At 36.7% G+C, this 26,965-nt stretch carries 26 protein-coding genes; 11 read left to right on the plus strand and 15 right to left on the minus strand.

Features of this window, described 5'->3' with window-relative positions; all coding sequences use genetic code 11:
* A partial coding sequence (locus U9Q18_05400; protein ID MEA3313793.1) for an FAD-binding oxidoreductase occupies positions 1–298 on the plus strand: 298 nt, incomplete at its 5' end.
* A 46-nt stretch (positions 299–344) separates the two neighbouring features.
* Positions 345–836, plus strand: a complete 492-nt coding sequence (locus U9Q18_05405; GenBank protein MEA3313794.1) for a flavodoxin family protein — start codon at positions 345–347, stop codon at positions 834–836.
* Between the two features lie 12 nt (positions 837–848).
* Here U9Q18_05405 and U9Q18_05410 read toward each other — a convergent pair whose 3' ends face one another.
* A complete protein-coding gene (locus U9Q18_05410; GenBank protein ID MEA3313795.1) occupies positions 849–1,259 on the minus strand; it encodes a hypothetical protein in 411 nt (136 codons plus the stop codon).
* A gap of 190 nt (positions 1,260–1,449) precedes the next feature.
* Here U9Q18_05410 and U9Q18_05415 point away from each other — a divergent pair, with 190 nt between their 5' ends.
* The 6 genes from U9Q18_05415 (at position 1,450) to U9Q18_05440 (ending at position 9,193) form a co-directional block, all read left to right on the plus strand.
* Positions 1,450–2,145 carry a PAS domain-containing protein gene (locus U9Q18_05415; GenBank protein ID MEA3313796.1) on the plus strand — a complete coding sequence of 232 codons (696 nt, stop codon included), beginning with the start codon at positions 1,450–1,452 and terminating at the stop codon, positions 2,143–2,145.
* A complete protein-coding gene (locus U9Q18_05420) occupies positions 2,126–4,084 on the plus strand; it encodes an aconitate hydratase (GenBank protein MEA3313797.1) in 1,959 nt (652 codons plus the stop codon). The genes U9Q18_05415 and U9Q18_05420 overlap by 20 nt, the downstream gene beginning before the upstream one ends.
* Positions 4,081–5,301, plus strand: coding sequence for an isocitrate dehydrogenase (NADP(+)) (gene icd / locus U9Q18_05425; protein ID MEA3313798.1), 1,221 nt, complete (start codon positions 4,081–4,083; stop codon positions 5,299–5,301). The genes U9Q18_05420 and icd overlap by 4 nt, the downstream gene beginning before the upstream one ends.
* Complete coding sequence (locus U9Q18_05430) at positions 5,301–6,560, plus strand: ATP citrate lyase citrate-binding domain-containing protein (GenBank protein MEA3313799.1); 1,260 nt, start codon at positions 5,301–5,303, stop codon at positions 6,558–6,560. Before icd ends, U9Q18_05430 begins: the two co-directional genes overlap by 1 nt.
* Positions 6,544–8,379, plus strand: coding sequence for a citrate/2-methylcitrate synthase (locus U9Q18_05435; GenBank protein MEA3313800.1), 1,836 nt, complete (start codon positions 6,544–6,546; stop codon positions 8,377–8,379). The genes U9Q18_05430 and U9Q18_05435 overlap by 17 nt, the downstream gene beginning before the upstream one ends.
* 103 nt (positions 8,380–8,482) lie before the next feature.
* Positions 8,483–9,193, plus strand: coding sequence for an RsmE family RNA methyltransferase (locus U9Q18_05440; protein MEA3313801.1), 711 nt, complete (start codon positions 8,483–8,485; stop codon positions 9,191–9,193).
* A gap of 19 nt (positions 9,194–9,212) precedes the next feature.
* Here the strand turns inward: U9Q18_05440 and U9Q18_05445 are convergent, their stop codons facing one another.
* From U9Q18_05445 to U9Q18_05505, 13 genes are all read right to left on the minus strand, one after another.
* On the minus strand, positions 9,213–10,568 hold the full coding sequence (locus tag U9Q18_05445; GenBank protein MEA3313802.1) for an 8-oxoguanine deaminase: 1,356 nt from the start codon (positions 10,566–10,568) through the stop codon (positions 9,213–9,215).
* On the minus strand, positions 10,552–12,858 hold the full coding sequence (locus U9Q18_05450; GenBank protein MEA3313803.1) for a molybdopterin cofactor-binding domain-containing protein: 2,307 nt from the start codon (positions 12,856–12,858) through the stop codon (positions 10,552–10,554). Before U9Q18_05450 ends, U9Q18_05445 begins: the two co-directional genes overlap by 17 nt.
* 2 nt (positions 12,859–12,860) lie before the next feature.
* Positions 12,861–13,778 carry a xanthine dehydrogenase family protein subunit M gene (locus tag U9Q18_05455; protein MEA3313804.1) on the minus strand — a complete coding sequence of 306 codons (918 nt, stop codon included), beginning with the start codon at positions 13,776–13,778 and terminating at the stop codon, positions 12,861–12,863.
* Positions 13,717–14,559 (minus strand): XdhC family protein, encoded by an 843-nt coding sequence (locus U9Q18_05460; GenBank protein MEA3313805.1) that lies wholly within the window; start codon positions 14,557–14,559, stop codon positions 13,717–13,719. Before U9Q18_05460 ends, U9Q18_05455 begins: the two co-directional genes overlap by 62 nt.
* The gene (locus U9Q18_05465; GenBank protein MEA3313806.1) at positions 14,543–15,535 is read right to left on the minus strand and encodes a molybdopterin-binding protein; all 993 of its coding nucleotides are present in this window, start codon (positions 15,533–15,535) and stop codon (positions 14,543–14,545) included. Before U9Q18_05465 ends, U9Q18_05460 begins: the two co-directional genes overlap by 17 nt.
* Positions 15,523–16,128, minus strand: a complete 606-nt coding sequence (locus U9Q18_05470; protein ID MEA3313807.1) for a nucleotidyltransferase family protein — start codon at positions 16,126–16,128, stop codon at positions 15,523–15,525. The genes U9Q18_05465 and U9Q18_05470 overlap by 13 nt, the downstream gene beginning before the upstream one ends.
* Entirely contained in the window at positions 16,118–16,594 is a 477-nt protein-coding gene (locus U9Q18_05475) for a (2Fe-2S)-binding protein (protein ID MEA3313808.1), read from the minus strand. The genes U9Q18_05470 and U9Q18_05475 overlap by 11 nt, the downstream gene beginning before the upstream one ends.
* 1 nt (position 16,595) lies before the next feature.
* Positions 16,596–17,837: an NAD-dependent dihydropyrimidine dehydrogenase subunit PreA gene (gene preA / locus U9Q18_05480; GenBank protein ID MEA3313809.1), complete on the minus strand. Its 1,242-nt coding sequence runs from the start codon at positions 17,835–17,837 to the stop codon at positions 16,596–16,598.
* Complete coding sequence (locus U9Q18_05485; protein MEA3313810.1) at positions 17,830–19,098, minus strand: FAD-dependent oxidoreductase; 1,269 nt, start codon at positions 19,096–19,098, stop codon at positions 17,830–17,832. Before U9Q18_05485 ends, preA begins: the two co-directional genes overlap by 8 nt.
* 306 nt (positions 19,099–19,404) lie before the next feature.
* The gene (gene rsmI, locus U9Q18_05490) at positions 19,405–20,070 is read right to left on the minus strand and encodes a 16S rRNA (cytidine(1402)-2'-O)-methyltransferase (GenBank protein ID MEA3313811.1); all 666 of its coding nucleotides are present in this window, start codon (positions 20,068–20,070) and stop codon (positions 19,405–19,407) included.
* A complete protein-coding gene (gene infB, locus U9Q18_05495; protein MEA3313812.1) occupies positions 20,070–21,977 on the minus strand; it encodes a translation initiation factor IF-2 in 1,908 nt (635 codons plus the stop codon). Before infB ends, rsmI begins: the two co-directional genes overlap by 1 nt.
* Positions 21,964–23,016 carry a transcription termination factor NusA gene (gene nusA, locus U9Q18_05500; GenBank protein MEA3313813.1) on the minus strand — a complete coding sequence of 351 codons (1,053 nt, stop codon included), beginning with the start codon at positions 23,014–23,016 and terminating at the stop codon, positions 21,964–21,966. Before nusA ends, infB begins: the two co-directional genes overlap by 14 nt.
* Positions 23,013–23,465 carry a hypothetical protein gene (locus U9Q18_05505; GenBank protein ID MEA3313814.1) on the minus strand — a complete coding sequence of 151 codons (453 nt, stop codon included), beginning with the start codon at positions 23,463–23,465 and terminating at the stop codon, positions 23,013–23,015. Before U9Q18_05505 ends, nusA begins: the two co-directional genes overlap by 4 nt.
* A 173-nt stretch (positions 23,466–23,638) precedes the next feature.
* Here U9Q18_05505 and U9Q18_05510 point away from each other — a divergent pair, with 173 nt between their 5' ends.
* The 3 genes from U9Q18_05510 to U9Q18_05520 all read left to right on the plus strand — a co-directional run bounded on the left by U9Q18_05510 (position 23,639) and on the right by U9Q18_05520 (position 26,463).
* Positions 23,639–24,556 (plus strand): DUF4349 domain-containing protein, encoded by a 918-nt coding sequence (locus tag U9Q18_05510; protein ID MEA3313815.1) that lies wholly within the window; start codon positions 23,639–23,641, stop codon positions 24,554–24,556.
* Entirely contained in the window at positions 24,553–25,293 is a 741-nt protein-coding gene (locus tag U9Q18_05515) for an SIMPL domain-containing protein (protein ID MEA3313816.1), read from the plus strand. Before U9Q18_05510 ends, U9Q18_05515 begins: the two co-directional genes overlap by 4 nt.
* A 318-nt stretch (positions 25,294–25,611) precedes the next feature.
* Positions 25,612–26,463: a class I SAM-dependent methyltransferase gene (locus U9Q18_05520; protein MEA3313817.1), complete on the plus strand. Its 852-nt coding sequence runs from the start codon at positions 25,612–25,614 to the stop codon at positions 26,461–26,463.
* Between the two features lie 74 nt (positions 26,464–26,537).
* On the opposite strand, the gene U9Q18_05525 is transcribed toward U9Q18_05520, so the two are convergent.
* Positions 26,538–26,965: M20/M25/M40 family metallo-hydrolase (locus U9Q18_05525; GenBank protein MEA3313818.1), on the minus strand; the 428-nt coding region annotated here is incomplete at its 5' end.

Below are 26,965 nucleotides of genomic sequence, written 5' to 3' on the forward strand. Positions count from 1 at the left end.
TTCAAAACAAATTATAAGCATTTTGCCATTTCTTTCTTCGGTAAATATAATGAAACAATGGGCAGGGTATTATATAGTAACACCTGACCGTCATCCAATATTAGGGTCTACAGAAATAAGCGGATTTATACTGGGATGTGGATATTCTGGGCATGGTTTCATGTTAGGCCCAGTTGTAGGTAAGATTCTCGCATCACTTATAGTTCACAAAAATATGTATATCCGCGAAGCAAACAATCTCACTTTAGAGCGCTTTAAAACAGGAAAACTTATCCAGGAAAGAGCAGTGATTGGATAAATACACAAAAAAGTAAAAGGAAAATATATAAAGCACAACCTATACCATGAAAACACTTATTGTTTATGTTTCAATGCATCACGGCAATACCAAGAAAATTACCAAAGCAATGGCTGAAGTTCTAAACGCAGATATAACAAAATTATCCGAGGCCAAAGCAAATATTCTCAAGCACTACGATCTTATTGGATTTAGTTCGGGCATCTACTACGGAAAGTACTCCGAGGAATTGCTAAATTTTATCGATAGATTAGACAACCAAAAAGGAAAAATGGCGTTCATTTTTTCCACAAGTGGAATAGGTATCATCCCAATAATAAATGATTTCAATAAATTACTGAAAAAGAGATTATTAAAGAAAGGATTTAAAATCATCGGAGAATTCAATTGCAGAGGATGGGGATGGGATACATACCCGCTTATAGTAAAACCTTTCGGAGGTATTAGTAAAGGCAGGCCAAATAAAAAAGATATAGAAAATGCTAAAGGGTTTGCAATGCACTTAAAAACACTTCTATTTTTTAATAATAAAATATGATAGTCTTAAATACTACTTTATATAATACTTTCCCCTCAATTTATCAAGGTCAAACATTAAAGAAGCCATTGGTCTATGAATTTTACCATCCGTATCTTCTACTGTAATCAAAAGTTTGACTTTCTTTGAATATTTCCCATCAATAAGTTTTTGCACTAACTTTTTTATGCTAGTTTCTGCCAAACAAACCTCGCCTTCTTTCAATTCATAAGGAAGACTCTCTGAACTTAAAAATTTTGGGATAGTCTCAAATTCATTGCGAGGTACCTTAATCTTTATAGATTTTATCACAGCCGTTTTATTCCCTATATTCGTAATTTTAATAATAAGAATCCTTAAATTTTGATTAAGTTCATCATCAACAAGCCTGCTAGAAAGAGCGATAGATAGTTTGGCTTCATGTTTAAAAAATGATAAGCCCAATTTTGCCACCTCCTCTTTATATATATTATACGACTTTACTCAATTTATCTAAATCTATACCCAATTTCTCTTAAGATACATAATAAACTGATAAAAATTTTTATTGTATTGACTTTTTTCTCAAAATCCATAAAATGCCAGTGGTATTAAAATTTTTTGTAAATTGCTAAAATTTTTTGTAAGGAGAAAAATGCCTTCAAAAGAAGACGAAGCAATTATAAAAGCATTAAAACCCGTAACAAAAGGCATTACAGCATTACTCGGAAAAGACTGTGAAGTCGTATTGCATTCATTTATGGGTTCGCAGCATTCAATTATTGCCATTGAAAATGGAGAAATTACAAACAGGAAAATCGGTTCATCTCTCACTAATTCAGGGCTAGAAATATTAAATAAAGCCATCCAAAATAATAAAGAAATCGTAGGCCCATACAAAGGCATTTCCCCTGCAGGAATTCCACTACGTTCCGTAACTATTCCTATCCGGAACAGAAAAGGTAAATTGATAGCATCTCTTTGCCTTAATATGAATCTTACTGCGGTTATTTCACTGGACGAATTTCTTAAACCTCTTACTCAATTTACAGAAAACAAGACCTTAAGCAAAGATATCTCAAAAAATACATCTCACTCTACCATCGGATTAATGAAAAAAATCTTTGACGAAGTTGCTTACGATACAAGCATAAAAAACAATCTTCCAACAAGTCAAAAAAATAAGTTAATTGTAAAAAAATTGTGCAAACGACAATTCTTCCAAATCAAAAATTCAGTCGAATTTATAGCTAACAAATTAAACGTATCTCAATTTACAATTTATAACTATATAAGGGAAATAAAAAAGTCAGAAGGAAAGGGAGGCAATAATGGGAAAAAGCATCATTGAAAAAATCATTGAGAGCCACATGGTAGATGGTATCCCGAAAAAAGGAGAAGAAATTGGCATACATGTTGATCAAACACTAACACAAGACGCAACCGGAACTGCAACATATCTTGAATTCGAAGCAATGGGATTTAGAGAAGTAAAAACAGAAGCAGTCAGCTATATAGATCACAACACAGTCCAGGTAGGGTTTGAAAATGCTGATGACCATCGTTATTTACAGAGCGTCGCAAAAAAATATGGCATTATACTTTCCCGTCCAGGAAACGGCATTTGCCACCAAGTACAATTAGAACAATTTGCAAAACCCGGAAATATCTTAATAGGTTCAGACTCACACACACCAACGGCAGGAGGTATTGGGGAAATGGCAATTGGTGTCGGAGGACTTGATGTAGCAGTTGCAATGGGAGGAGGCCCATTCTACCTTACGTATCCCAAAATAATAAAGATAGAATTTACAGGAAAATTACAACACTGGGTTTCAGCAAAAGATGTTATACTAAAAATCTTGTCCATACTTACAACAAAAGGCAACGTAGGCTACGCAATAGAATATAGTGGAGATGGCGTGAAGACACTTACTGTTCCAGAACGTGCAACAATTACAAATATGGGGGCAGAAACAGGAGTAACCACATCCATCTTCCCCTCTGACGAGCAAACACGCGATTTTATGAAAAAACAAGGAAGAGAAAAAGATTGGATTCCACTTGAGGCCGACTCGGATGCATATTACGACAAAATAATAAAAATTAATCTCTCGGAGATAGAACCAATGGTTGCATGTCCTGATTCACCAGGCAATGTAAAAACGGTAAAAGAAATTGCTGGATTAAAAGTTGACCAAATTGCCATAGGAAGCTGCACAAATTCATCATATAAAGATTTAATGACTGTTGCACATATTCTAAAAGGGCGTACTACAAATGAAAATCTTGAGTTCGGTGTAGCCCCAGGATCAAGACAGGTAATAGAAATGATAGAAAAAGAAAAAGGTCTAGCATCAATTATAAAGGCAGGAGCAAGGATTTTTGAATCTGCCTGCGGTTTTTGCATTGGCAACAGCTTCGCACCCGGAACAAATACTGTGTCTGTCCGGACAAATAACCGCAATTTTAAAGGACGCTGTGGAACAAAAAGTGCAAAAGTATACCTTGTAAGCCCAGAAACAGCTGCTGCAACAGCCATAGCAGGAAAAATTACAGACCCAAGAGATCTTGAAAAAATGGGAATTAAATATGAAGAAATAAAAATGCCAGAAACATTTGAAATAGACAAATCCATGTTTATATTTCCACTGCCAGAAGAAGAAAGAGAAAAAATAGAAATATTCAAAGGCCCGAACATAAAACCCATCCCAAAAAATGAACCACCACAAGAAACAATAAAGGGCACTGTAATAATTAAAGTAGGGGATAAGACAACAACAGACCATATAATGCCCGCAGGCCCTTATCTTAAATACCGTTCAAACGTACCAGAATACGCAACTCATGTATTTGAGCCCATAGACCCACACTTCTCCGAACGCGCTTTAGAAAATAAAGAACACGATATAGCAAATATTATTGTTGGAGGGAAAAGCTACGGCCAAGGCTCATCAAGAGAACATGCAGCATTATGCCCTATGTATCTCGGAGTAAAGGCAGTTATTGCAAAAACAATAGAAAGAATACACCAGGCAAACCTTGTAAATTTTGGCATAGTACCGTTATTGTTCGATAATCCCTCAGATTATAATGAAATAGAACAAGGCGATAGTATTGAAATAGCCAATATCAAAAAAGCAATAGAAAATGGAGAAAAAGACATCAAAGCAAAGAATACAACAAAAAACAAAGAAATCACACTTAAATTATATCTTTCAGATCGGCAACAAAAAAATATACTTGCTGGAGGGCTACTACCCTTTACAGCACAAGGAGATGTAAAATGAAAATTACAGTAGAAAACAACAAAATGCATGTGCCAGACAACCCCACAATTCCATACATAATAGGGGATGGGATTGGAAGAGACATTACACCTGTTGCCCTTAAAGTGTTTGATGCAGCAGTGGAAAAAGCTTATAATGGCCAAAGAAGAGTAGAGTGGCTAAAAATTATTGCAGGAGAAGAAGCATTAGAAAAAAAAGGAGAACCACTCCCAAAGGAAACAATAGAAACGATAAAAGAATATGTTGTTGCAATCAAAGGCCCTCTTACAACACCAGTCGGCGGTGGATACAGATCACTTAATGTTACTATGAGACAAACCCTCGATCTATTTGTCTGTTTCCGTCCAGTAAGATATTTTAATGGAGTACCCTCTCCTATGAAACACCCGGAATTATTGGACGTAATTATATTCAGAGAAAATACAGAAGATGTATATGCAGGAATTGAATGGCCATATGATTCAAAAGAATCAATTGAAATAAAAAACTTCCTGAAAGATAAATTAAACGTTAATATAAAAGAAAACTCGGGTATCGGAATAAAACCAATTAGCGTATCTGGATCAAAGAGGATAGGAAAAGCAGCTATAGATTATGCACTTAAATATGGAAGAAAATCCGTAACTATTATGCACAAAGGAAATATTATGAAATATACGGAAGGACTCTTTAAAAATGCAATTTATCAACTTGCAGAAGAAAAATATAAAGATACCATAATTACAGAAAAAGAATCAATAGAAAAATACAATGGAAAAATACCTGATGGAAAAATCGTTCTGAAAGATAGGATTGCAGATGCAATGTTCCAACAACTACTACTCCGCCCCAGCGAATATGATATAATTGTCGCACCAAACCTGAACGGTGATTATGTTTCAGATGCTTGTGCCGCACAAGTTGGCGGACTAGGTATGGCCCCAGGAGGAAATATAAACTTTAACACACACATTGCACTATTTGAAGCAACACATGGCTCTGCCCCAAAACATGCAGGGAAAAACGAAATAAATCCCGGTTCGATAATTCTATCCGGCACTGAAATGTTTGAGTATATGGGATGGAATAAAGTAAAAAAGGTAATTATCGCTGCAATAGAGAAGACAATCCAAGAGAAATATGTAACCTATGACCTGGCAAGGCAAATAGACGGAGCAACAAAAGTATCTACTTCAGATTTTGGCGATAGAATAATCAAAAATATGGAGGATATTTAATGGCACAACGTGGAATAAGGGAATATGCAGCAAAAAAACTTTTATCGAAATATGTCAATGAATACTCCAGCGGAAAATTCCAGTATAAAGGTGAAGTAGGCCTCGCAACCCCTGCAAACAGTATTGAAGCAATTGCAGAAAAAAATAACTGGATTAAAGAAAAACGCCTCGTTGTAAAACCAGATCAACTATTCGGAAAAAGAGGAAAACACGGACTTATATTACTCAACGCAACGTATGACGAAGCAAAACAGTGGATAAAAGAAAGAACGGGAAAAATCGTTGAAATTGGAAAAACAAAAGGACCACTAACCCACTTCCTTATAGAGCCATTTGTTCCACACTCCAAAGAATACTACATTGCAATCAAAACTGAACAAGGTGGAGATAGAATATATTTTTCTGAAACAGGCGGAGTAGAAATTGAAGAAAATTGGGAAAAAGTAAAAGAATATTTTGTCCCTATCCTTAAAACAATAGACATCGTAAACTTTTCAACTGTAGACGAAACAATAAAAGAATCTATAAAAGCATTATACAAATTATTCGTAGAATTGGACTTCACATACCTTGAGATAAATCCTTTCACAATAACTAACAATGAAGTTATTCCACTGGATCTCGTAGCACGACTGGATGACACGGCTCTATTTTGGAATAAAGATAAATGGAAAGATATTGAGTTTCCTACACCATTTGGAAGGACATATACTAAAAAGGAGCAATTCATAAGAGATCTGGATGAAAACACTGGTGCCTCATTAAAACTAACACTACTTAATCCAAAAGGACGTATCTGGCAAATGGTAGCAGGTGGGGGAGCAAGTGTTGTATATGCAGACACAGTAGTAGACCTTGGATATGGCAAAGAACTTGCAAATTATGGGGAATACTCAGGCAATCCATCCGAGGAAGAAACCTACCTTTATGCAAAAACCATACTAGATCTTATGACGAGAGAAAAGAACCCGCAAGGTAAAATATTAATCATAGGCGGAGGTATTGCAAATTTTACTGATGTTGCGAAAACATTTAAAGGAATTATAAGAGCAATAAGAGAATATAAAGAGAAGATAAAAGAAAACAATGTAAAAATCTATGTAAGAAGAGGAGGACCAAACTACAAGCAGGGACTTACCCTTATGAAAAATTTAGGAGAAGAGGTCGATATTCCAATTGAGATATACGGCCCGGAACTCCACATGACTCGCATTGTTGGTATTGCCCTGAAAGGAGAGAGAGATGAAGCAGCTATTTAGCAAAGAAACCCAGAGCATTATATATGGCAAACAACTAAAAGCAGTTCAAAGAATGTTAGATTTTGATTATATCTCTCAAAGAAAAATACCATCTATTGCATGCATTATAGACCCCAACGGTAGCGGTATTGAAACAGCATTTTTCGGAAACGAAGAAATTATAATACCCATTTACAATACTATCAGCGATGCAGCAAAACACCACCCCGGTGCAACGGTAATGATTAATTTTGCATCATACCGTTCCGCCTTTGAAACAACAGTTCAAGCACTGGACATCTCTACAATTAAGCTTATTGCAGTAATTGCAGAAGGAATACCAGAACGAAAAGAAAGAATAATGGGAGCTTTAGCTAAGGAAAAAGGAAAAATAATTATTGGTCCTGCAACAGTAGGAGGCATTGCCGCAGGCAAATTTAGAATCGGCAATGCCGGAGGAAGCGTTGAAAATCTCATTGCATCAAAACTTTACAGAAGCGAAAGCGTGGGGCTTGTAACAAAATCGGGAGGTATGTTAAACGAAATGTTTAACATCATTGCAAGAACAGCAGATGGCATTAATGAAGGCATTGCAATTGGAGGAGATAGATACCCATGTTCTTCTCTCATCGATCATATATTGCGCCACGAAGAGAACGAAGAAATTAAATTTCATGTAATACTCGGGGAAGTGGGAGGAAAAGAAGAATACAAAATTGTTGAAGCTCTAAGAGATGGAAAAATCAAAAAACCACTTATTGCCTGGGTCACGGGAACCTGTGCAAAAATATTTCCAACAGAAGTGCAGTTTGGGCATGCAGGAGCACGTGCAGGTGGAGAGCAAGAAACAGCAGATGCCAAAAATATAGCCCTAAAAGAAGCCGGAGCTATTGTTCCAGATTCTTTTGACGGACTGTTTGACAAAATAAAAGAAATCTACAATAACTTAAAATCTCAGGGTATTACTGGCAAAATTAAAGACCTTACTCCACCTAACATACCCATTGATTACAAAGAAGCAATAAAAGAAGGTATTGTAAGACATCACAAAGAATTTATCACAACAATTTCAGACGACAGAGGGGAAGAAGTAAAATATGCTGGCATCCCTTTATCACAAATTATAGAAGAAGAAAAAAGTATAGGAGACATTATAGGTTTGCTCTGGCTTAAGAAAAAACTCCCAGAATATGCTACAAAATTCATTGAGCTTGTCATTGAAATTGTAGCGGACCACGGACCTTGTGTTTCTGGTGCACACAATGCTATAGTAGCAGCACGGGCAGGAAAAGACCTTGTTTCTGCATTAGCCTCAGGTATGCTCACTATTGGACCACGCTTTGGAGGGGCAATAGATGGAGCGGGACATTACTTTAAATGGGCAAAAGACAACGAGCTCACACCCAAAAAATTTGTTGATGAAATGAAGAAAAAAAGCACCCCTATACCAGGGATAGGGCATAGGATAAAAAGCATAAGAAATCCAGACAAAAGAGTAGAGTTACTTAAAAAGTATGCAAAAACATACTTCCCTAAAACAGAATATCTTGATTATGCACTCGAGGTAGAAAAAATTACAACGACAAAAAAAGAAAATCTTATCTTAAATGTCGATGGTTGTACAGGCGTTTTACTTGTAGATCTAATGAAATCTATTGGCTTTACAAACGAAGAAATAGAGAAAAGAATTAATGCAGGTGTTCTAAATGCATTCTTTGTGTTAGGAAGAAGCATCGGTATAATTGGACATATAATTGATCAGAAACTCCTTAAAACAAAACTTTACAGAACTCCATATGAAGACGTTCTTTACACATTGCCCAAGGAAAAAGAATTATAAATAGCCTTTGTTGCTAGTCATCCACCTTCCTTCTCTGATTAATGGGAAGGAGGGTTGTGTTTTTATCCATTCCAAAATAAGCAAATGTATAGTATAATATGCTATGCCAATATTTTATTGTCATATTAAAAAGAACGCACAAGAAATAGTAACTGAAGAAAAAACTCTTACTCACCACCTTAGAGACGTAATGAGAATTGGCAAAAATGAGACCATAAGATTCTTCGACAATAATTATATATATACTACAAAAGCAAAAGAAGTTACAAAAACAAAAATTGTTTGCCACATTGAAAAGAAAACAAGAGCCAAGCAATTCTTGCCAGAAATTTCAATAGTACAATCTATTATTAAACCCCGACTATTAGAAGAAATAATAAAACTCTGCGTTCCTGTGGGAGTGCAAACATTCTTCTTCACAAAAACGAATAAAAGCCAAAAATATAACATCGAAAAGAAAATCCAACGATTCAATGCAATTGCACTATCTGTAGCAGAACAATCAGAAGTTGCGTTTGTCCCAAAAGTAGCCATGTTAAATAGAGTAGAAGATTTTTTCAAACTAAAAGATGGGAGCTTTTCTATTGTACTGGAACCATCTGCACAACAAAACATTATATCTCTCTTAAAAAATGCAATGCCCAAAAAACTATCAATTATGATAGGGCCTGAAGGAGGCTTTAGCAAAAAAGAAATAAAAATGTTTAACGTTTATAATATACCTTTTGTTTTCTTAAATACAGGGATATTCCGCTCAGCACTTGCAGGGTTTGCAAGTGCACTCATAGCAAGAGAACTTATGTCGAATCGCTAACAATTAGCAAATCCCGAACTTATTTAAGTAATTCCTTTGAAATTTTATTGTGCTTATCGATAAATTTTTTCTCGTCTAATTTTGTAAAATGCCCATCCTCTATTACAACTTCGCCATTAATCATTGAAAAATCTACAGATTTTGCATCACAAAGCACAAGGGACGCAATAGGATCAGTAAGTCCTCCTGCAAATTCAAGCCGATCCATCTTAAAGCCGATAATATCCGCTGCTTTACCTTTTTCAATAGAGCCAATTTCTTTCTCCATTCTAAAAGCTTTTGCCCCGCCTATTGTAGCAAAAGATAAAGCTTCACGTGGAGTCAAAGCATCTACTCCATACTTTACGCGTTGAAGAAGTAGCGCATTCCTGATTTCGAGCAAAAAATTTCCTGAATCATTTGAAGAACTTCCATCCACTCCTAATCCGATCCTCATCACCGTATTCTTCATTTTAGTAACAGGTGCAATACCAGAGCCCAGCCTCATATTTGAAGTAGGACAGTGGGCCATACCCACATTACGAGCAGAAAGTTTTTTTATGTCCTGTTCACTCACATGCACAAGGTGCGCAAACCATACATCTGAATCTAGCCACCCTACTTTTTCCATATAATCAACAGGTCTCAACCCAAATTTAGAGAGGCAAAACTCCTCTTCATCTTTTGTTTCTGCAAGATGAGTATGCAGCAAAAGATTGTACTTCTGCGCAAGAGTAACGCTTTCATGCATTAATTCTTCGGTAACAGAAAATGGCGAACAAGGCGCAAGAGCAACTCGATGCATAGAAAAACGAGAGGGATCATGATATTCTTCAACAACTCGCTCTGAATCTCTTAAAATTTCATCTTCGGTTTGCACTACAGAATCAGGAGGTAATCCCCCATCCTTTTTAGAAAGAGACATACTACCTCTCGTCCCGTAGAAACGCACCCCTGTAATATCAGCCCCTTCCATTTGTGCATCAAATAGATAGGGATGCTCTTTTGGAAAAAGATATAAATGGTCAGCCGTGGTCGTAACACCACTTTTCACCAGTTCAAGAATAGCTGTAACTGTAGATATCATCACAGCTTCCTCATCTATATTCTTCCATTTTTCATAAAGAAAAATTAACCAATCAAATAATTTTGTATTCTGCACCTCGGGAATTGCCCTGAAAAGTGATTGGTAAAAATGATGGTGTGTATTGATAAATCCAGGCAAGACAACCATTCCCTTTCCAGAAATTTCTCTATCAATTTCAAAATCAGGTGGCATTTCACTGCCTATTTCTTTTATTACCTTGTCTTTAATATAAATCCAGCCATTGTTAATTTCTTTTAGGTCCTTATTAAATGTGGCAATAATATCTATATCTTTAACTAGTACTTTCATTACATTTTTCTTCGTTCTTTTCCAAGAGAGTATAAACTAACTCGCTCGTTGCAGGCAATTTGAAAATTCTTACTCCTGCGGCATCATAGATTGCGTTTGCAATAGCAGGAGCAGTAGCGCACATAACGGTTTCTGCAACTCCTTTTGCGCGATACGGTCCTGTTTCTTCCGGGTCAGTAACAGTAACTGTTTCAATATCGGAAGGAACATCCTCTACAGAAGGAATAATATACGTGGAAAAATTTATAGTTTTGAACAAACCTTTGTCTATTAGAACATTCTCAGATAAACCGTATCCCATACCCATAACAAAACCACCTTCAGATTGTGCCTCAAGTCCCTGCCTATTTACTACATCTCCTGCATCAATTACCTCTGCACCTTTCAATACTTTTGTTCGCCCTGTAAGAGTATTAACCTCTACAAGAGCAAGATGGGCAGAGAAAGCAAATATGTTATGAGGTAAACCAAAAGTATCCTTAATTTTTATGTCGGCAACTGGCATAAGAAAATATCCTTCTGTTTGTGGAAGACGACAGGTTTCCTGCATAAAACGTGAGGCAATCTCTTCATAGGAAACTTTCTTTTCGGATTCATTACTTACATAGATATATCCATCACTTGCAGCAAGGTTATCAGCAGAAACATTTAGCATTCCCGATGCCTTATTTTTTAAAATTTTCATCATTTTTTCCGCTGCAATAATTGTTGCTTTACCACCAGTATAAGTTCCCCTCGATGCGCTTGTGGGTCCTGAATCCGCAGTGGTATCAGTATCACCCAGCAAAACATTTATCTTATCTATCGGACATTTCATAGCCTCAGCTGCAATTTGTGCGTAGGAAGTACCAATACCTTGTCCGTAATCCACTAAGCCTACACCCACAGTAAAACCACCATCTTTACGGAATTTCAAAATAGAACCCCCATAATCAGGGAGTCCAACACCAAGCCCTGTGCCTTGATATGTAAGAGCAATACCAAAACCTTTCTTAATCCAGGGTTTTTTGGAATCATTTACAAGATATTTCTCTCTATTTTGCCATAGTTTTGTTCTTTTTATGCCATCCAATACGGCAACTGTGCCAACACTTGTCGCAAGTCTATTACCTATAGGAGCGATATCGCCTCTATGGAGAGCATTCTTCTTTCGCAGTTCTACGGGGCCGATCCCTAATTTTTCAGCTATAATATCCATCTGTGTTTCCATAGCAAATGTTGCTTGAGGTACACCAAAACCTCTGAAAGCACCAGAAATTCCATTGTTTGTATATACACAATAACCATCTATTTTTACATTGGTAAGTTTATAAGGGCCACAAGCATGCTCAATTGCAAGGTTTAATACAGGGCCACCAAGTGAAGCATATGCTCCTGTATCCGCATATATTTTTACTTCATTTGCAACAAGTATCCCATCATTTTTGACACCTGTCTTGTATTTCATAATCATTGGGTGACGCTTCCAATAAGAAACAATGGACTCCTCCCGAGACACAACAATCTTTACAGGTCGCTTTGTTTTCAACGCAAGCAACCCCAAAATAGACTGTATGGTAAGCTCGTCTTTACCACCAAATGCTCCACCTACCGGATAGGATACAACATGAATCTTTCGTGGGTTCAGAGCAAGACAACGGGAGAGTTGCATCTGGTCCCTCTGTGGATACTGGGAACCTGCATATACTGAAAGAGTTCCATCCTCTTCAAGTTTTGCAACACCTGATTCTGTTTCCAAGAATACATGCTCTTGTCTTCCAGTATAGTATGTGTGTTCCACTATAAGGTCTGCATCTTTAAAGCCTTTTGCCATGTCACCCCTGTTAATCTTTGTATGGAGATGTATATTACTATCCTCGTGTACCCGTAGAGCATCAGGCTGCATAGCCTCAATGGGATCATCTACAATAGGAAGTGGTTTATATTCAACAGTTATAAGCTTTATTGCTTCTTCTGCTATTTCTTTTGTCTCGGCAGCAACAGCAGCAACGGCATCGCCAATGTATCTTACTTTGTCTTCACATAACACGGGCTGATCTGGTACTACAATGCCAAAACCATTCAATCCCGGAATATCCTCCCATGTAACTACAGTAACAACACCGGGTAGTGCTTTTGCTTTTGTTGTATCAATTCTTTTAATTAACGCATGTGGGTATTTTGCACGTAATATTTTGCCAAAAAGCATTCCAGGAAAATTAAGGTCGGACATGTACTTAATTTTTCCGGAAGCCTTATCCGGGGCATCTATTCTTGGTACACTTTTTCCTATGTATTTAAAGTCTTCCATAGTCATGCCTTTCTCTTCCAATCATTAGCACGTAGGTCAAGTAAACCTTCGTACAAAAGATTTATACTCATATCTTGCCGGTACTTAAGAGATGCTCTTATATCGGATATTGGAGAAACCTCTCTAAAAGCAAGTCGTGCAATGTAATGAATCTGCTTGGAGAAATCTAAAGAGCTGCTAATAATAGCTTTTTCTACCCTTCTCCCCCTTACAACTGTCGGTGCAACTGCTCCAAATGCAACAACTGCCCTATCAAATGTATTTGTTCCTGCCCCTATTCTTCTCATTTTTACTGCAACATTCAAAACAGCTATCGCAAGTGCATCTCTTTGGCCTAATTTTTTAAAGAAACCTATTTCGTTTTCTTCCAGTTCAGGCATAAAAATATCAACAAGTAATTCATTTGGCTCTAAATTAGTCTTTCCAGGACCTGTAAAAAATTCTTCAATAGAAACAATTCTCTCACCGTTAATGCTTTTAAGCTTAAGCTTTGCGGTTTGAACAAATAACGCAGAAATAGAATCACCAGCAGGAGAAGCATTTGCTATGTTTCCGCCAAGCGTTCCTCTGTTCCGTATTTGCGGAGAGCCAATAGTAACACAAGCTTCTCTTAAAATGAAAGCATATTTGTCTATAACTTCTGACTCCAAAATGTTTGTGTGGGTAGTCAAAGGCAAAACATGAATTGTTCCATTTTCTCTAAAAATACCGTTTAATTCTTTAATCCTGCTAATATCTAAAATATTATTCTCTTTTACCATATCCTGTTTTAATCTTACAACAAGATCGGTACCTCCTGCAAGAATTCTTATATCCTGTTTAAACTCATCAAGATATTGTAGTGCGCTATCAATTGTGTCAGCTCTTAAATAGTTCAGTGTCTTCATCATGTATTTTTTTCTCTGTTTTAACTTTATCAACCGCACCTCTTCTTACAGCAATTATCTCAGCAAGGATAGCAATCGCAATCTCAAAAGGTGTATCCCCGCCTATAGCAATACCAGTAGGTGCATATATTCTATCCAAAAAATCACTGCTTATTCCTAATTCTTTCGCCTTTTCAAAACATTTACTCCTTCTGTTTAAACTTCCCATCATACCAATATACTGATACTTTATATTTTTTTCATACAGTGCCTTTAAAATATATGGGTCATCTTCTCCACCTGATGTCACAATAACAGCAACTGCGCCATCATTTAGAGACATACTTCTCACAGTTTCATAAAAATTGCTATTCACAAATATTGATGCCTTGGGAAACATTTTTTCATTCGCAAAATCTGCTCTTTTATCAGAAACTATCACATCAAAAGAATCATCCAGTATAGTTATATTATATAATTTTTTTCCAATGTGCCCTGCACCAAATATTACAAATTGCTGTTTCGGTCCCACATATTCCATATACACAGAGAGTGTTCCGCCACACACCATACCAAGGGAAGTTTCATCACCCTCTTGCAAAGTATAAGTTTTTAAAAATGGCTTTCTCGTTCTAAATAAATTCATCGCAGAATCTATTACATCTTTTTCAACGACACCTCCACCAATCGTACCAAAGAATTTGCCATCAGGCAAAATTATCATTTTAAAACCTGTTTTACCCGCCGTTGAATCTTCTGCACTAACAACAGCCGCTAAAACAAACTCTTTCTTGTTATGGATAAGCTCCACAATTTTTTCATAAATTTCTTGCATCGATAAAACCCCCTTCACTCATTTTTATAAGTGTATCACGGGAAATTATATAATTGGAAAGTATAATTGGCATAATTTTATGAAAACTTGTCCCCTTCTCCATAAATCCTGCGGAAGAAGGAATTCCAAGAATAACTTTCCCATCTCTGTATGCCAAAATAAATGTAGTTCCCGGCCACATTGGTACGCCGTACATTACTATATCCGCACCCATTTTTTCAATTCCTTCAACGGTCTTGTCATCCGGGTCAATAGCCATGCCGCCCATATATATTATGATATCAGAACCTTTTTCAAACGCATCCATTCCGCTCTCTCTGATCTTAGAAACATCATCGGGAAGAATTTTTTCTAAAACAATATCCTGCCCCAACTGTTCAAGATATTGCTTTATCCGTCCACTCATCGTCTCTTCTCGTCTTCCCTCGATAAACTCATTTCCCACAGGGAAAAGAGCTATTTTATGATTGTTAATAGACAAAAGGTCTATAATGGGGTAATATTCCTCTGCAATGCTCCTTATTTCATCCATTCCAATCATCGGTATTTCAAGTGGCATTACTTTGCCTATAGCAACAGGAGCGTCTTTTTCTACGAACGAAAAATTACGCTTTGTGGCAACACGCGGATTTTTTAATCGATTTATTTCTTCAAGCCCTTTCGTATTTATAATAAGGACGCCCTTAACTTCAGCAAAAAGCTTTACTTTGGATTCGCTTGGAGGACTTAACCTAAGATTTTCTTTTTTTATTAAACTCATCATCTCTATCGCCGCATCATCCTCGTGAATAAAACCTTCTCTCTCGCTAAATATCCATACATAGTGTTTCCCTATTGAAAGAAGAGGCACAATATCGTCTTTTCTTATAATATGCCCTTTTTTAAAAAGAGGACCCTTTTTAACGCCAGGAACAACTTCTGTCACATCAGCTCCTAAAATTTTCCCTACCGCTTTTTGCGTTTCTATTTTTTCCATATAGCTTTAATCCTTTCATATTCTTCTTTTGTATCCATATCAATAAGAACCTTATCGCTTTTCATTTCTAAAAAATTTATTATATCCCTATGCCTGCTCAATACATCTTTTAATGTCGTTTTCTCTGCATCCATTGCTAAAATTTCGTTTCTCATTGTATAGGGGATTATAACAGGATGTCCCTTTCTCCTTTGAAAAGTTGGAATAAGTACTTTACCTTTTACATAACTTTCTGTCAATTCGTTAATAATATCGCATGTAATAAGCACTTGATCCCCAAGTCCTATCAAAATTCCTTCCGCATCCTTTATCTCTAATAATCCTGTCTGGATGGAAGAAAACATCTCTTTCTTAAAACCTTTGTTTACAACTACCTTAAGTTTGTTGCTGCTAATTTTTTCATTAATAGTTTTTTTAACATCATCTGCCCTATAACCGAGGACCAGTACAACCTCGGAAAGAGATGACGCATGGTATTCATTTAAAACTGCCTCTACCACAGTTTTCTCACCTATTGAAAGCAAGGGCTTTAATTTTCCCATTCTCTTTGATTCCCCAGCAAAAAGTAAAATAGCTTTAATGTTATTTACCAATATCTTTACTTGCCCTTTCTATCGCCTTTATAATTTTCACATATCCCGTGCAACGGCAAAGATTCCCAGAAATCCCTTCTCTTATCTCAGGAATCGAAGGATTCGGGTTCTTGTTGAACAGATAAAGAGACGACATAATCATCCCCGGTGTACAGAAACCACACTGTATAGCTCCTTCTTCTACAAATGCTTTCTGTATAGGAAGCAATTTTCTCTCGACGTCTGTCCCTTCAATTGTGACAATTTCTGCACCATCTGCCTGAGGCGCAAGAATTAAACAGGCATTCGCGCTTCTCCCATTAAATAAAATTGTGCATGCCCCGCATTCTCCTTTACCACAGCCTTCTTTTGTTCCGGTAAGATGCATTTTATCTCGTATAACATCAAGAAGTGTTGCATTTACAGGAACGCTCAGTTTATACTTCTTGCCATTCAGAGTAAAACCAATATCCATTGCCTGCATCATTTCACCTTTTTTCTACAAAATAATGCACATTGTTGCTGTTCTCTATTTTTTCATTCATCTTAATTGCATCCACAGGGCAAACCTGCATACACATTGCACATCCAACACATTTTTCTTCATCGAAATGAGGCAATCTCTTCTCACTATCCCAATCAATTGCCATATGCCCACCATCAGAACAAGCTGAATAGCAAAGGCCGCAACCAACACATTTTTCCTCCACTAATTCAGCACGAGTTTTAGGTGAGGGAAGCTCATCCTGAGATTTAATATTTGGCAGCGCCTTTCCAACAACATCCAGAGGAGAATTAAACCCCATATCAGATAAATAATGAGCAAAACCTCTTTTCAAATCCTTTATTGTCCTAAATCCATAATGCATAGGCAATGTACAGAATTGCACATTCGAAGCTCCAACAGACATAAATTCTACGACATCCCTCCAATTAAATGCACCACCATTCCCGGAAATTGTAATGTCCACATTTTTGGCAATTTCTGCAATAGTACGTAAGGTAATAGGTTTTATGGCAGGACCCGAAAGGCCTGAATATGCGCCTTTTCCAAAAAGAGAAGGATATGGCTCAAATGTGTTTATATCAATGCCTAATAAAGATGGGATTGTATTACTCGCAGTAATGCCATCTGCGCCACCCTTTTTCACGGCTTTTGCTACTTCAACAATGTCTGTAACCTGCGGGGTTATCTTAATCAGCACGGGAGTATCCTCTGCTGCCTCTTTTACCCACCGTGCCACTTTCTCCGTTGCTTCAATACTTTGAGCAAGCATTCTCCCTGCTTCTTCGCCCATACTTCCCTGAGGGCAACTAAAACTACATTCTATAAGATCAACGCCAGCTTTTTTCAACCGTCCCACAAGTGTCTGCCAATCTTCCTTTTTTGCGCCCATAATAGATGCGCCAATCATTTTTTCAGGAAATACTTCCTTTAATATTTTTACCCTCTTTTCAATTTCATCAATATGATATCCAGAAATAAGATCAATATTACCCAAACCAATAACTTTTCTGCTCATCGAACCAAATGAAGACATCATAGGGTATTTAAGCGGGACAGAATTTCCTTCGACAGATGTCGTTTTTAATATTACGCCTCCCCAACCTGCTTTTAATCCGTTATATGCTATATCAAACTCATCCGTAGGAGGTGCTGCGGAAAGAATAAATGGATTCTCCAGGCGAATGCCTAAAAATTCCATAGAAAGATCTATTTTTTTATACATTTTTTCCTCCCTCTAAATACTTCGCAATGTTTTGCGCAGCCTTTTTGCCATCTGCTACACATTCAACAACAGTGCTTGCTCCCCTTACAATATCGCCTCCAGCGAAAACACCTTTTACATTTGTCATCAAGTCATCACTGACTTTTACTAAACCTTTCGCGTTTTTTTCCACCTTAGGAAAATAAACATCAGCTTTTTGCCCTATGGCAATCACTACAGCATCAAGAGGAATTATAAAATCAGAATTTGGGATTGGTACAGGGTACCTCCTTCCGGATGTATCTTTTTCGCCAAGGTGCGCTCTTGTCACAACAAGCCCCTCTACCCTTTTATCACCTTTAATCTTCTTTGGAATTGCAAGGAATTGGAATGTTACGCCTAGATCGATTGCTTCTTCAATTTCTTTCTTAAACGCCTTTAGTTCTTTTGTGCCTCTTCTATATATCACCTCGACATCGCGTAATGGATCTTCAATTTTTAAAACACTTGCTACTTCCACTGCCACATTACCACCACCTATTACTCCTATTCTTTTAAAGTGTGGCAACCTAAAACCGGATTTTGCCCGCTTGAGAAGTTCTCGTGAATAGTAAACACCATCTAAATTATTCCCTGGTATGTCTAAGTTAAGCTCCCCAGAAAGACCTGTTGAAATAAAAATTGCGCTGTACTCTTCGTTTAATTCTCCCAATGATTTTATTGCGATATCTTTTATCTCCGACACAAAATTATGCTGAAGAAAACGAGCTTCTTTTTTTTCTATTTCTTCTGGAAGTCGTGTTGCAGATATTTCATTAGCAGGAACTCCCCCCAACTGTTTCTTCTCAAAAACAACCGGCTTATAACCAAATCTTCTTAGCTCTCTTACACAAGCAAGACCTGCAGGACCGCCACCTACAATAGCAATTTTTCCTTTTGTAGCGGGTACAAGTTCAAGGTTCTCGGAAGGGTCCGTATTATCCGTTATATATCTGTGAAGCTCTCTAATTTTAATGGGTGTATCCATTTTTATCCTTGTGCAAACACTTTGGCAGAAACTCTCTTCAGGACAAATTCTGCCGCATGTTTCAATAAAGGGATGTGCTTCCTGAATAATTTCTCTTGCTCCTTTTAGATTATCGGTGCGTATAGATTGAATAAATTCAGCAATAGGAACATGTGCTGGACATGCTGTTTCACAAGGGGCATCATAACAATAAAGACATCGTTCGGCTTCTATCGCGGCTTGTTCCTTTGAGAATGTTTTCTCAATTTCTTCCATTATATCTTCGCTCCTTTCCGATATTTGTTAAAATTTATTATACCTTCATTTAATAAACTGTCAAGAAGTTGTATGAGTTACATACATTTGAGACTCCGGATAATATTTTAAAAAAATCTATATGGAATTGTAATGTTTGCTCGCTAGACCTATATGAAAATTCTAAAAAAAGGAGAAAATATTAAAAGTTCCCAGAAAAGACAGTTTTGTAAGTTTATCTCTTGGTAAAAAAATAATAAAAAAGATTTAATCTAAAGGAAAATCCAAGAAAATACGGCATCAAGACTTAAAGTAGAGCGAACAGTACTATTTATAAGACACGATTATAATGATTTCCCCTTTTACTGAGCGGCCCTCTAGTTCATCAAGAATTTCTGACGCTCTACCTCTCAATGTTTCCTCGTAAATCTTTGTAATTTCACGGGTTACCGCAACATTTACATCGCCCGCACTTTCTATAAGCTCAGAGAGAAATTGCTTTACCCTGAAAGGGGATTCAAAAAAAATAACAGGGCCGGGAAAATCTTTGAACCCCTGTAAAATCTTTTTTCTTTTACCTTTTTTCCTTGGGAGAAATCCATAAAAAATAAAATGGGCGGGAGAAAACCCTGAAAGAAGAAGTGCCGGGACAAAAGAAGTAGGCCCAGGCAAAACCTCGATATGTATTCCTTTATCAATGCAAGCTTTAATAAGTTTATAGCCAGGATCAGAAATGCCAGGAGTGCCTGCATCTGTCACAAGAGCAATCTCTTTCCCTCTTTCCATTTCTTCCACAAGTTTTCCTAATTTACGCGCACTGGAATAACTATGGAAACTTGTGATCGGGGTATGTATAGCGTATTTGTTTAATAAAATACGGGTAATTCGTGTGTCTTCTGAGGCTATAAGATCCACTTTCCTCAACACAAGAATTACCCGCAGCGTAATATCCTTTAAATTGCCAATCGGTGTAGGACAGACATGCAAACTCATTATTGTGTATCAGATTCGCTACTTTTACTTATTTCGATTTCGTCTCCTACCTTAATATCGTTAAAGTTTTTCAATCCTATACCACATTCATATCCCTTTGCGACTTCTTTTACATCTTTTTTGAATCTTTTCAGGGATGAAACCACTGTATCATATATGACAGCATTATTACGCAAAACTTTTGCTTTGGCATCCCTTACTATCTTTCCCTCACTAATAATACAACCGGCTATCGTGCCAGCACCACTTACCTTAAATACCTGTTTTACAGTAGCCCTGCCAACTACCACTTCTTTAACTTCTAGTTTAACCATTCCTTTAAGCAACCGTTCAATATCGTCTATTAATTCGAAGATAATATCATAAGTCCTTATTTCTATTTTTCTCGCTTTGGCATCTTTTTTAGCCTCCGTAGTAGGACGTACACTAAAACCTAATATGACTGCTTTTGTCGCTTCTGCAAGCAAGATATCGCTTTTAACTATTCCGCCAACACCTTCATGGATAATATCAATAGGAACAGGAGATTTAAGTTCTTCTACCGCATGTTTTACTGCTTCAAGTGAGCCTTGCGTATCAGCTTTGAGAATAACAAAAAGCTTTTTAATCTCCTTTTTCTCCATCTCTCTAAATAAATCATCCATAGTTTTAGAAACAGTCTGAATCTCCATTTGTTGGGCTCTTCTTCCAATTTCAATTTGCTTTGTTTCCTCTTTTGCATCCTTAATATTATCTATTACATAGAATATCTCACCCGCCTTTGGCACGCTGGGAAGTCCTGCAATTCCCACAACAGAAACAGCCTTAATTTTTTTGACCATTTTACCTCTAATATCTGTAAGGAATCTCACTCTTCCAACAACATCTCCTACTCTAATGTAATCGCTTGCCTTTAATGCACCAGTTTGAACAACTACCGTAGCAAGTGGACCAATATTCTTATGCATTTCTGATTCAATCACAGTACCTGAGCAAAGAGCAGTAGGGTTTGTTTTAAGTTCAAGAAGTTCTGCTTGTAAATTAATCATTTCAAGAAGCTCTCCTACCCCTTTTCCTGTCTTTGCCGAAACATTGGCATATATTGTTGATCCGCCCCATTCCTCTGGAAGTAGACCTCTATCAGCAAGTTGTTTTTTTACAGCTTCTGGGTCAGCATTTGGTCTATCAATTTTATTAAGTGCTACAATAATTGGAACATCAGCAGCACGAGCATGATCCAGCGATTCTATCGTTTGATCCTTAACACCCTCATCTGCTGCAACAACAAGAACAACAATATCCGTAACTAACGACCCTCTCAAGCGCATTTCCGTAAATGCCTCATGGCCCGGAGTATCAATGAAGATGATTTCTTTTCCATTTATATTAACAACAGAGGCTCCAATTGCCTGAGTAATTTGTCCTTTCTCCTGGGCAGCAATAGATGTCTTTCTTATTGTATCAAGCAATGTAGTCTTGCCATGATCTACATGCCCCATTACAGTTACAACAGGTGTACGGGAACACAATTGTTTTAAAAATTCTTTATCTTTAAACTCTGGTACGTCAAAATTTAACTCGGAAGCAAGATAATGTACTTCAGTTTTTGAGAGCTTTCTGTCAGGTTTATAAGGAATTCCCAATTTCATAATTCGTTCCTTTACTGTTCTTTCCGGGACCTTAAAGCGTTTTGCAAACACCTCGACATTAATATCGCCAGCTATCTTTTGAGATTTTTTCTCCGTAACTTCCTGTTTTTTGTACATCTCCTTAACATACTCTTCTGCCAAAAAAATCGCATCGGGCTCCAGTGACGATAAATGCCCTTTCACATCAACTCCCAATTCCCCTAAAATTTTAATCAATCTAGGAGATTTTATTCCCAGTTTTTTAGCAACTTCATAAACTCTCATCTTATTTTTGTTCACTTGCATCACCTTCCTCTGATAATTCAATAAGGTGAATCCTGTATCCAGTAAGATTAGAAGCAAGTTTTACATTAATGCCTCCTCCTCCAAGTGTCGAAGGATAATTTTTAGAAAACACATAAACATTAGCTTCATTAGTCTTAGGAATAATCTCAACTCTCTCAACTTTTCCCGGACTTAGTGCATTCTCTATATAGATTACAGTATTTGTATTATACCTGATTACGTCAATTCTCTCTCTGTTCAATTCTCTCGAAACTGCATTAATTCGCACGCCTTTGGTACCAATACATGCTCCCACAGGATCAACTCGTAAATTTTTTGTAGCAACAGCCATCTTAGCTCTCAAACCAGGTTCTCTTACAGTATCTTTAATTTCAACAATGCCCTGCTGAACCTCTGGCACTTCCACATTTACAAGTTTTTCCAAAAATTCTGGGCATGCACGGGACAAAATAACTTGAGGCCCTTTAACACTGCTTTTCACTTCTTTTATTAACGCCTTCACCAATTTGTCTTTTCTTAGCTGCTCTCCAAGAATAGCTTCCTCCGGGATTATAACACCCTCAATATTGTGAGGCTCAATACTTATGCCAATTTCCCCTCTTCCTTTCTTCCTCGTCACCCTTCCTGTGATTACTGTACCTACAAGTCCAGAAAATTCTTCAAATGCAACCTCTCGTTTCTTCTCAAGTATCTTTTGTTGAAAAACTTGCCGCGCTGTGCGAATTCCCGTTGAAGAAAGTTTACTTGTTGGAATTTCAATAAGAACGGTACTGCCTATTTCTACACTGTCACTAAATTTCTTCGCCTCTTTAGCACTTATTTCAAGTACTGGATTTTCTACCTGTTCCACAATTATCCTCTCTGCATAAATTTTGACACTACCACGAGAAAGGTCTATTTTAACAACAGCATTCTGTTCACCAAATGTTTTTCTATAAGCAGCTTGCAGTGCCGTCTGTATAACTTCCATAATATAATCTTTAGAAACACCTTCTTCCTCTTCTATGTTCCTCAATATATCAATATCTATCATTTTTTCTCACCTCTCTTTTCCAACAACTCATTATAAAGAGAAATTTTCACCACCTTATCGAATGGCACTTCCAATTTTTCTCCATTTTTTCTAAATACAACATTATCGCCAGAAAATCCTTCAAGCACAACCGTTTCTCTTATTATACTCTCGCCGTCCTTAAAAGAAACTTTTACCTCATTCCCAGCAAAAATATCAATTTCTTCCCTTGTTTTCAAAACCCTACTCAACCCAGGTGAAGAGAGTGCAATACTGTATGCTCCTTCAAGCCCAACAGAAAAAAGTTCGCTCTGAATTTCCTTCGTTATATTTTCCAAATCTTTAATACCTACGATACCACCCATTCGGTAAATAACTGCTTCAATTCTGTCGCCCAGAACCAAACACTCTACCAATATTAATCCGAATCGCTCAGCACTTCTCTTTGCAATTTCATTTATTCTATCCATAAATTCTCTCCATCAAACGAAAAAGTGGGCACATTTATTCCCACTTCTCCATGTAAAATCTATAAATATTGTAAAGGAAATTTCAAATTTTGCAAATAGAAAATAATTAAAATTTTTTAAAATAACCGAACTTTTTAGGCATCAGCTTGTCTAAAAATAAAAAGGAGGAAAAAATGAATAATTTTGTAAATTTTTTAAAGAAAAACAAAACTGTTTTGGCATTGCTTATCATCGTGGTAATAATAGGTATCGGCGGGGTAAGTTATCTTTTTCTTGAAACAAAAATAAGTAAAATTGGAAAAACAATACTTCCACAAAACCAGACAAACGAGTTTCTGTCATCCTATCCGCAAGACACAACCTTTGAAGATGAAACTACAAGAGAGTCTGGTACCTACTTTGGTAAAAGCGATACAAATGCTCAGTTTGGCCTCAAAATAATTAAAAATGGCAGCACAAGCTTACAGGTAGAAAAAGGAAAATTCTTCGATGTATGGAATAAAATCATCTTTACCGCAAAAGGTTTGGATGGTTTTGTTTCAAATTCAAACTATTACAAGCAAGATGAATACTATTATGGAATTGTTAGCATAATGATCCCCTCTAAAGATTTTGACACATTTGCTGAGCAAATTTCAAAACTTGGAAAAACAGAAAATATGCGCGTGTCAACCAAGGATGTCACGGGTGAATACGTAGATCTTTCGTCAAGAATCAAAGTGCTTGAATCCCAAAAAAATCTCCTTCTTTCTTGGCTAAGCAAATCAAACGATGTAAAAGATATGATCGCCTTGAGAAATGAACTGGAAAAAGTAGAAAGTGAAATCGAACAAATTAAAGGAAGAATGAATTACATCACATTTCACACAGATTTTTCTGAGATTACAATAAGCATCACAGAAGAAGGAAAAATTCCAGTAGAAAAACCAGAAATACTTCTGCGCCTTGTCGCTGCATGGAAAATAGCATTGAACGCTCTTGTTTCTTCATTGGCTGGGTTTATAATATTTGTTGGCTGGGTAATTCCTTGGGTTGTTATTCTCTATATAATTTATTTAATTTATAAAAAAAGAAAAGGAGGAACAGCATGAGTAAAAAATTTATTGCCGTTTTTATTTTGACTGTACTGGTTTTAAGTACTGTAGTAATTGGTGGAAGCACATTGCCAAAAGGTAGCGTAGCCGCAGAGAGTATAAGCGTAGATGAATATCACCTGATATCCGTAACAGGTACAGGCACCATGCAAGTAACCCCCGACATCGCATACGTATCATTTGGCATACAGTCGGAAAATGAAAATGCAGGTATTGCAATGGAAAAAATGTCCTCGCAGGCAAACGCAATTATCGACGCACTGAAAGAAAGAGAGATAAAAGAGAAAGATATTAAAACAACAGGGTTAAGCCTTGTGCCTATTTATCGCTGGGATAAAGAAACTGGAAAATCTATTTTAGATCACTTCAGGGCAAGCGAGTTTTTCAAAGTAAAATGTACAATTAACAATGCCGGAGCAATTCTCACATGTGCAGGAGAAAATGGAGCAAATATAATAAATGGAGTCTCGTTTGACATTTCAAACCGCGAAGAACTAAAACTCGAAGCAATTAAAAAAGCAATGGACAACGCAAAAGCGCAAGCAGAAATATCATTAAATGGAACAAGATACATGATTACCGGAATAAAAACTATTTCTATCGGCTCTATTTCCAATCAAATACGAAGCATCGATATGGCATTGGAAGGAAAAGGAGAAAATTTGGAAATTCCAATAGAAGGCGGCATGCTTACAATCCAGGCAACCGTACAAGTTATATACACATTTGATTAATATACGTTAACAAGTGACGGGTATCTTGCAAATATTTACCGCATTGAAGATGCCCGTTACTTAATTTTGCACAAAGAGTTTAATAATTTTGACAAATCAAAAGTAACTCATACATTAATTTGACAAAACTTGAAATATGCATATAATCCTCTCTGAGTTGTGCCCTGGCCCTGTCCTGCATCTCTGACCAAAAACTTTTGCATCTCTCCAAGATTCGAGAGATTGAAAGACGAGAGGGGAGGGGTTGGGGCTTTTTGACTTATCACAGAATAACAATAAAATAGAACAGCCAATAAATTTCCGCATGAAAGGATAAAAATGTATAAAAATAGTATCGGCATAAACCTTCTTATTTTTATGAACAGATTTTTCAATCGCCCTGCCCATCCATTCAATTTGGAAGATGCAGCAATAAAAACATTCGCAGAGTGGGAATTTGAGCAATCAAAACACATCAGTTATTACTACCTCCCTGAAATAGATCTTTTAAGAGAAATACAAAACAAGACCATACTGGATATCGGAACAGGCAGTGGGGGAAAAAGCACATTTTATGCATTAAATGGAGCCAAAAAAGTAATAGGAATAGACACAGAAAAAGGATTTATAAAACAAGCAAAAACATTTGCGATGTCGAAAAATACAAAGAACATTGAATTCCATATAGCAAATGCAGAGAATATGCCTCTTAAGGAAAATTCAATTGATATTTGCGTAATGAACGATGTATTTGAACACCTGCAAAATCCCGAAAAAGTATTGAAAGAAGCTTACAGAGTGCTAAAAGGTAGAGGTAAAATTTTTATCAATTCACCACCGTACTACCATCCATACGGTGCGCACCTTTCGGATCTTATTGGTATCCCTTATGTACATATCCTGTTTCCCGAACCTGTTCTTATAAATGCATATAAAAAACTTGCAGAAAATACAAAATCCTATGGAAAAAGAGTAAATTTAAGATTCGGTACAGTAAATGGAGAAGAAAAAATCACATATATTAATAGAATGACGGTAAAACGATGCGAACACATTATAAAATATGAAAATCCATTTGAACCAATCCATTACAAGATTATACCGCTGAAAGAAAGGGGCATATTTTTATTAAAAACACCTCTAAGAGAGTTTTTTACAAAAATGATTGTTTTTGTAGGCGAAAAAAACTAAAATAAAAATTGCATCGCTACTAAAGTATTTTGCTATTTTTACTCCACTTTGGAGAACAACTTCATAAAATATTACTACTCTATCTTCCCAAACTCTTTAACAATATTTACTATAACTTCAACCGCTTTCTCCATAGCAAATATTGGTATATATTCATATATGCCATGAAAATTATGCCCACCTGAAAATAAATTTGGTGTTGGTAACCCCATAAATGAAAATTGAGCTCCATCAGTTCCACCTCGTATCGGCTTTACAATGGGACTAATTCCAGCGTCTTTAATTGCTTTTTGTGCAATATTAATTAGTTGAGGATTTTTAGCAATGACCTCTTTCATGTTGCAATACGTATCTTTTAATTGCAGCTCCACTGTCCCCTTGCCATATTTCTTATTAATAAAATGCGTACATTCTTTTATAAATTTCTTTCTTTTTTCAAATTTATCTTTATCGTGGTCCCGTATAATACATCTCTGTACCGTCTTCTCTACTCCTCCATTCA

This window comes from Caldisericota bacterium (assembly GCA_034717215.1).
Classification (GTDB): domain Bacteria; phylum Caldisericota; class Caldisericia; order Caldisericales; family Caldisericaceae; genus UBA646.

Excerpts from the sequence above, each read along its gene's own strand:
- nusA (MEA3313813.1), bottom strand. The coding sequence starts at position 23,016 with ATGATAGATATTGATATATTGAGGAACATAGAAGAGGAAGAAGGTGTT.
- preA (MEA3313809.1), bottom strand. The coding sequence starts at position 17,837 with ATGTATAAAAAAATAGATCTTTCTATGGAATTTTTAGGCATTCGCCTG.
- U9Q18_05460 (MEA3313805.1), bottom strand. The coding sequence starts at position 14,559 with ATGCAAGAAATTTATGAAAAAATTGTGGAGCTTATCCATAACAAGAAA.
- U9Q18_05505 (MEA3313814.1), bottom strand. The coding sequence starts at position 23,465 with ATGGATAGAATAAATGAAATTGCAAAGAGAAGTGCTGAGCGATTCGGA.
- U9Q18_05445 (MEA3313802.1), bottom strand. The coding sequence starts at position 10,568 with ATGAAAGTACTAGTTAAAGATATAGATATTATTGCCACATTTAATAAG.
- U9Q18_05475 (MEA3313808.1), bottom strand. The coding sequence starts at position 16,594 with ATGATGCAGGCAATGGATATTGGTTTTACTCTGAATGGCAAGAAGTAT.
- icd (MEA3313798.1), top strand. The coding sequence starts at position 4,081 with ATGAAAATTACAGTAGAAAACAACAAAATGCATGTGCCAGACAACCCC.
- U9Q18_05465 (MEA3313806.1), bottom strand. The coding sequence starts at position 15,535 with ATGGAAAAAATAGAAACGCAAAAAGCGGTAGGGAAAATTTTAGGAGCT.
- U9Q18_05415 (MEA3313796.1), top strand. The coding sequence starts at position 1,450 with ATGCCTTCAAAAGAAGACGAAGCAATTATAAAAGCATTAAAACCCGTA.
- U9Q18_05450 (MEA3313803.1), bottom strand. The coding sequence starts at position 12,858 with ATGGAAGACTTTAAATACATAGGAAAAAGTGTACCAAGAATAGATGCC.
- U9Q18_05405 (MEA3313794.1), top strand. The coding sequence starts at position 345 with ATGAAAACACTTATTGTTTATGTTTCAATGCATCACGGCAATACCAAG.
- U9Q18_05440 (MEA3313801.1), top strand. The coding sequence starts at position 8,483 with ATGCCAATATTTTATTGTCATATTAAAAAGAACGCACAAGAAATAGTA.
- U9Q18_05420 (MEA3313797.1), top strand. The coding sequence starts at position 2,126 with ATGGGAAAAAGCATCATTGAAAAAATCATTGAGAGCCACATGGTAGAT.
- U9Q18_05515 (MEA3313816.1), top strand. The coding sequence starts at position 24,553 with ATGAGTAAAAAATTTATTGCCGTTTTTATTTTGACTGTACTGGTTTTA.
- U9Q18_05435 (MEA3313800.1), top strand. The coding sequence starts at position 6,544 with ATGAAGCAGCTATTTAGCAAAGAAACCCAGAGCATTATATATGGCAAA.
- U9Q18_05510 (MEA3313815.1), top strand. The coding sequence starts at position 23,639 with ATGAATAATTTTGTAAATTTTTTAAAGAAAAACAAAACTGTTTTGGCA.
- U9Q18_05485 (MEA3313810.1), bottom strand. The coding sequence starts at position 19,098 with ATGGAAGAAATTGAGAAAACATTCTCAAAGGAACAAGCCGCGATAGAA.
- rsmI (MEA3313811.1), bottom strand. The coding sequence starts at position 20,070 with ATGAGTTTGCATGTCTGTCCTACACCGATTGGCAATTTAAAGGATATT.
- U9Q18_05430 (MEA3313799.1), top strand. The coding sequence starts at position 5,301 with ATGGCACAACGTGGAATAAGGGAATATGCAGCAAAAAAACTTTTATCG.
- U9Q18_05520 (MEA3313817.1), top strand. The coding sequence starts at position 25,612 with ATGTATAAAAATAGTATCGGCATAAACCTTCTTATTTTTATGAACAGA.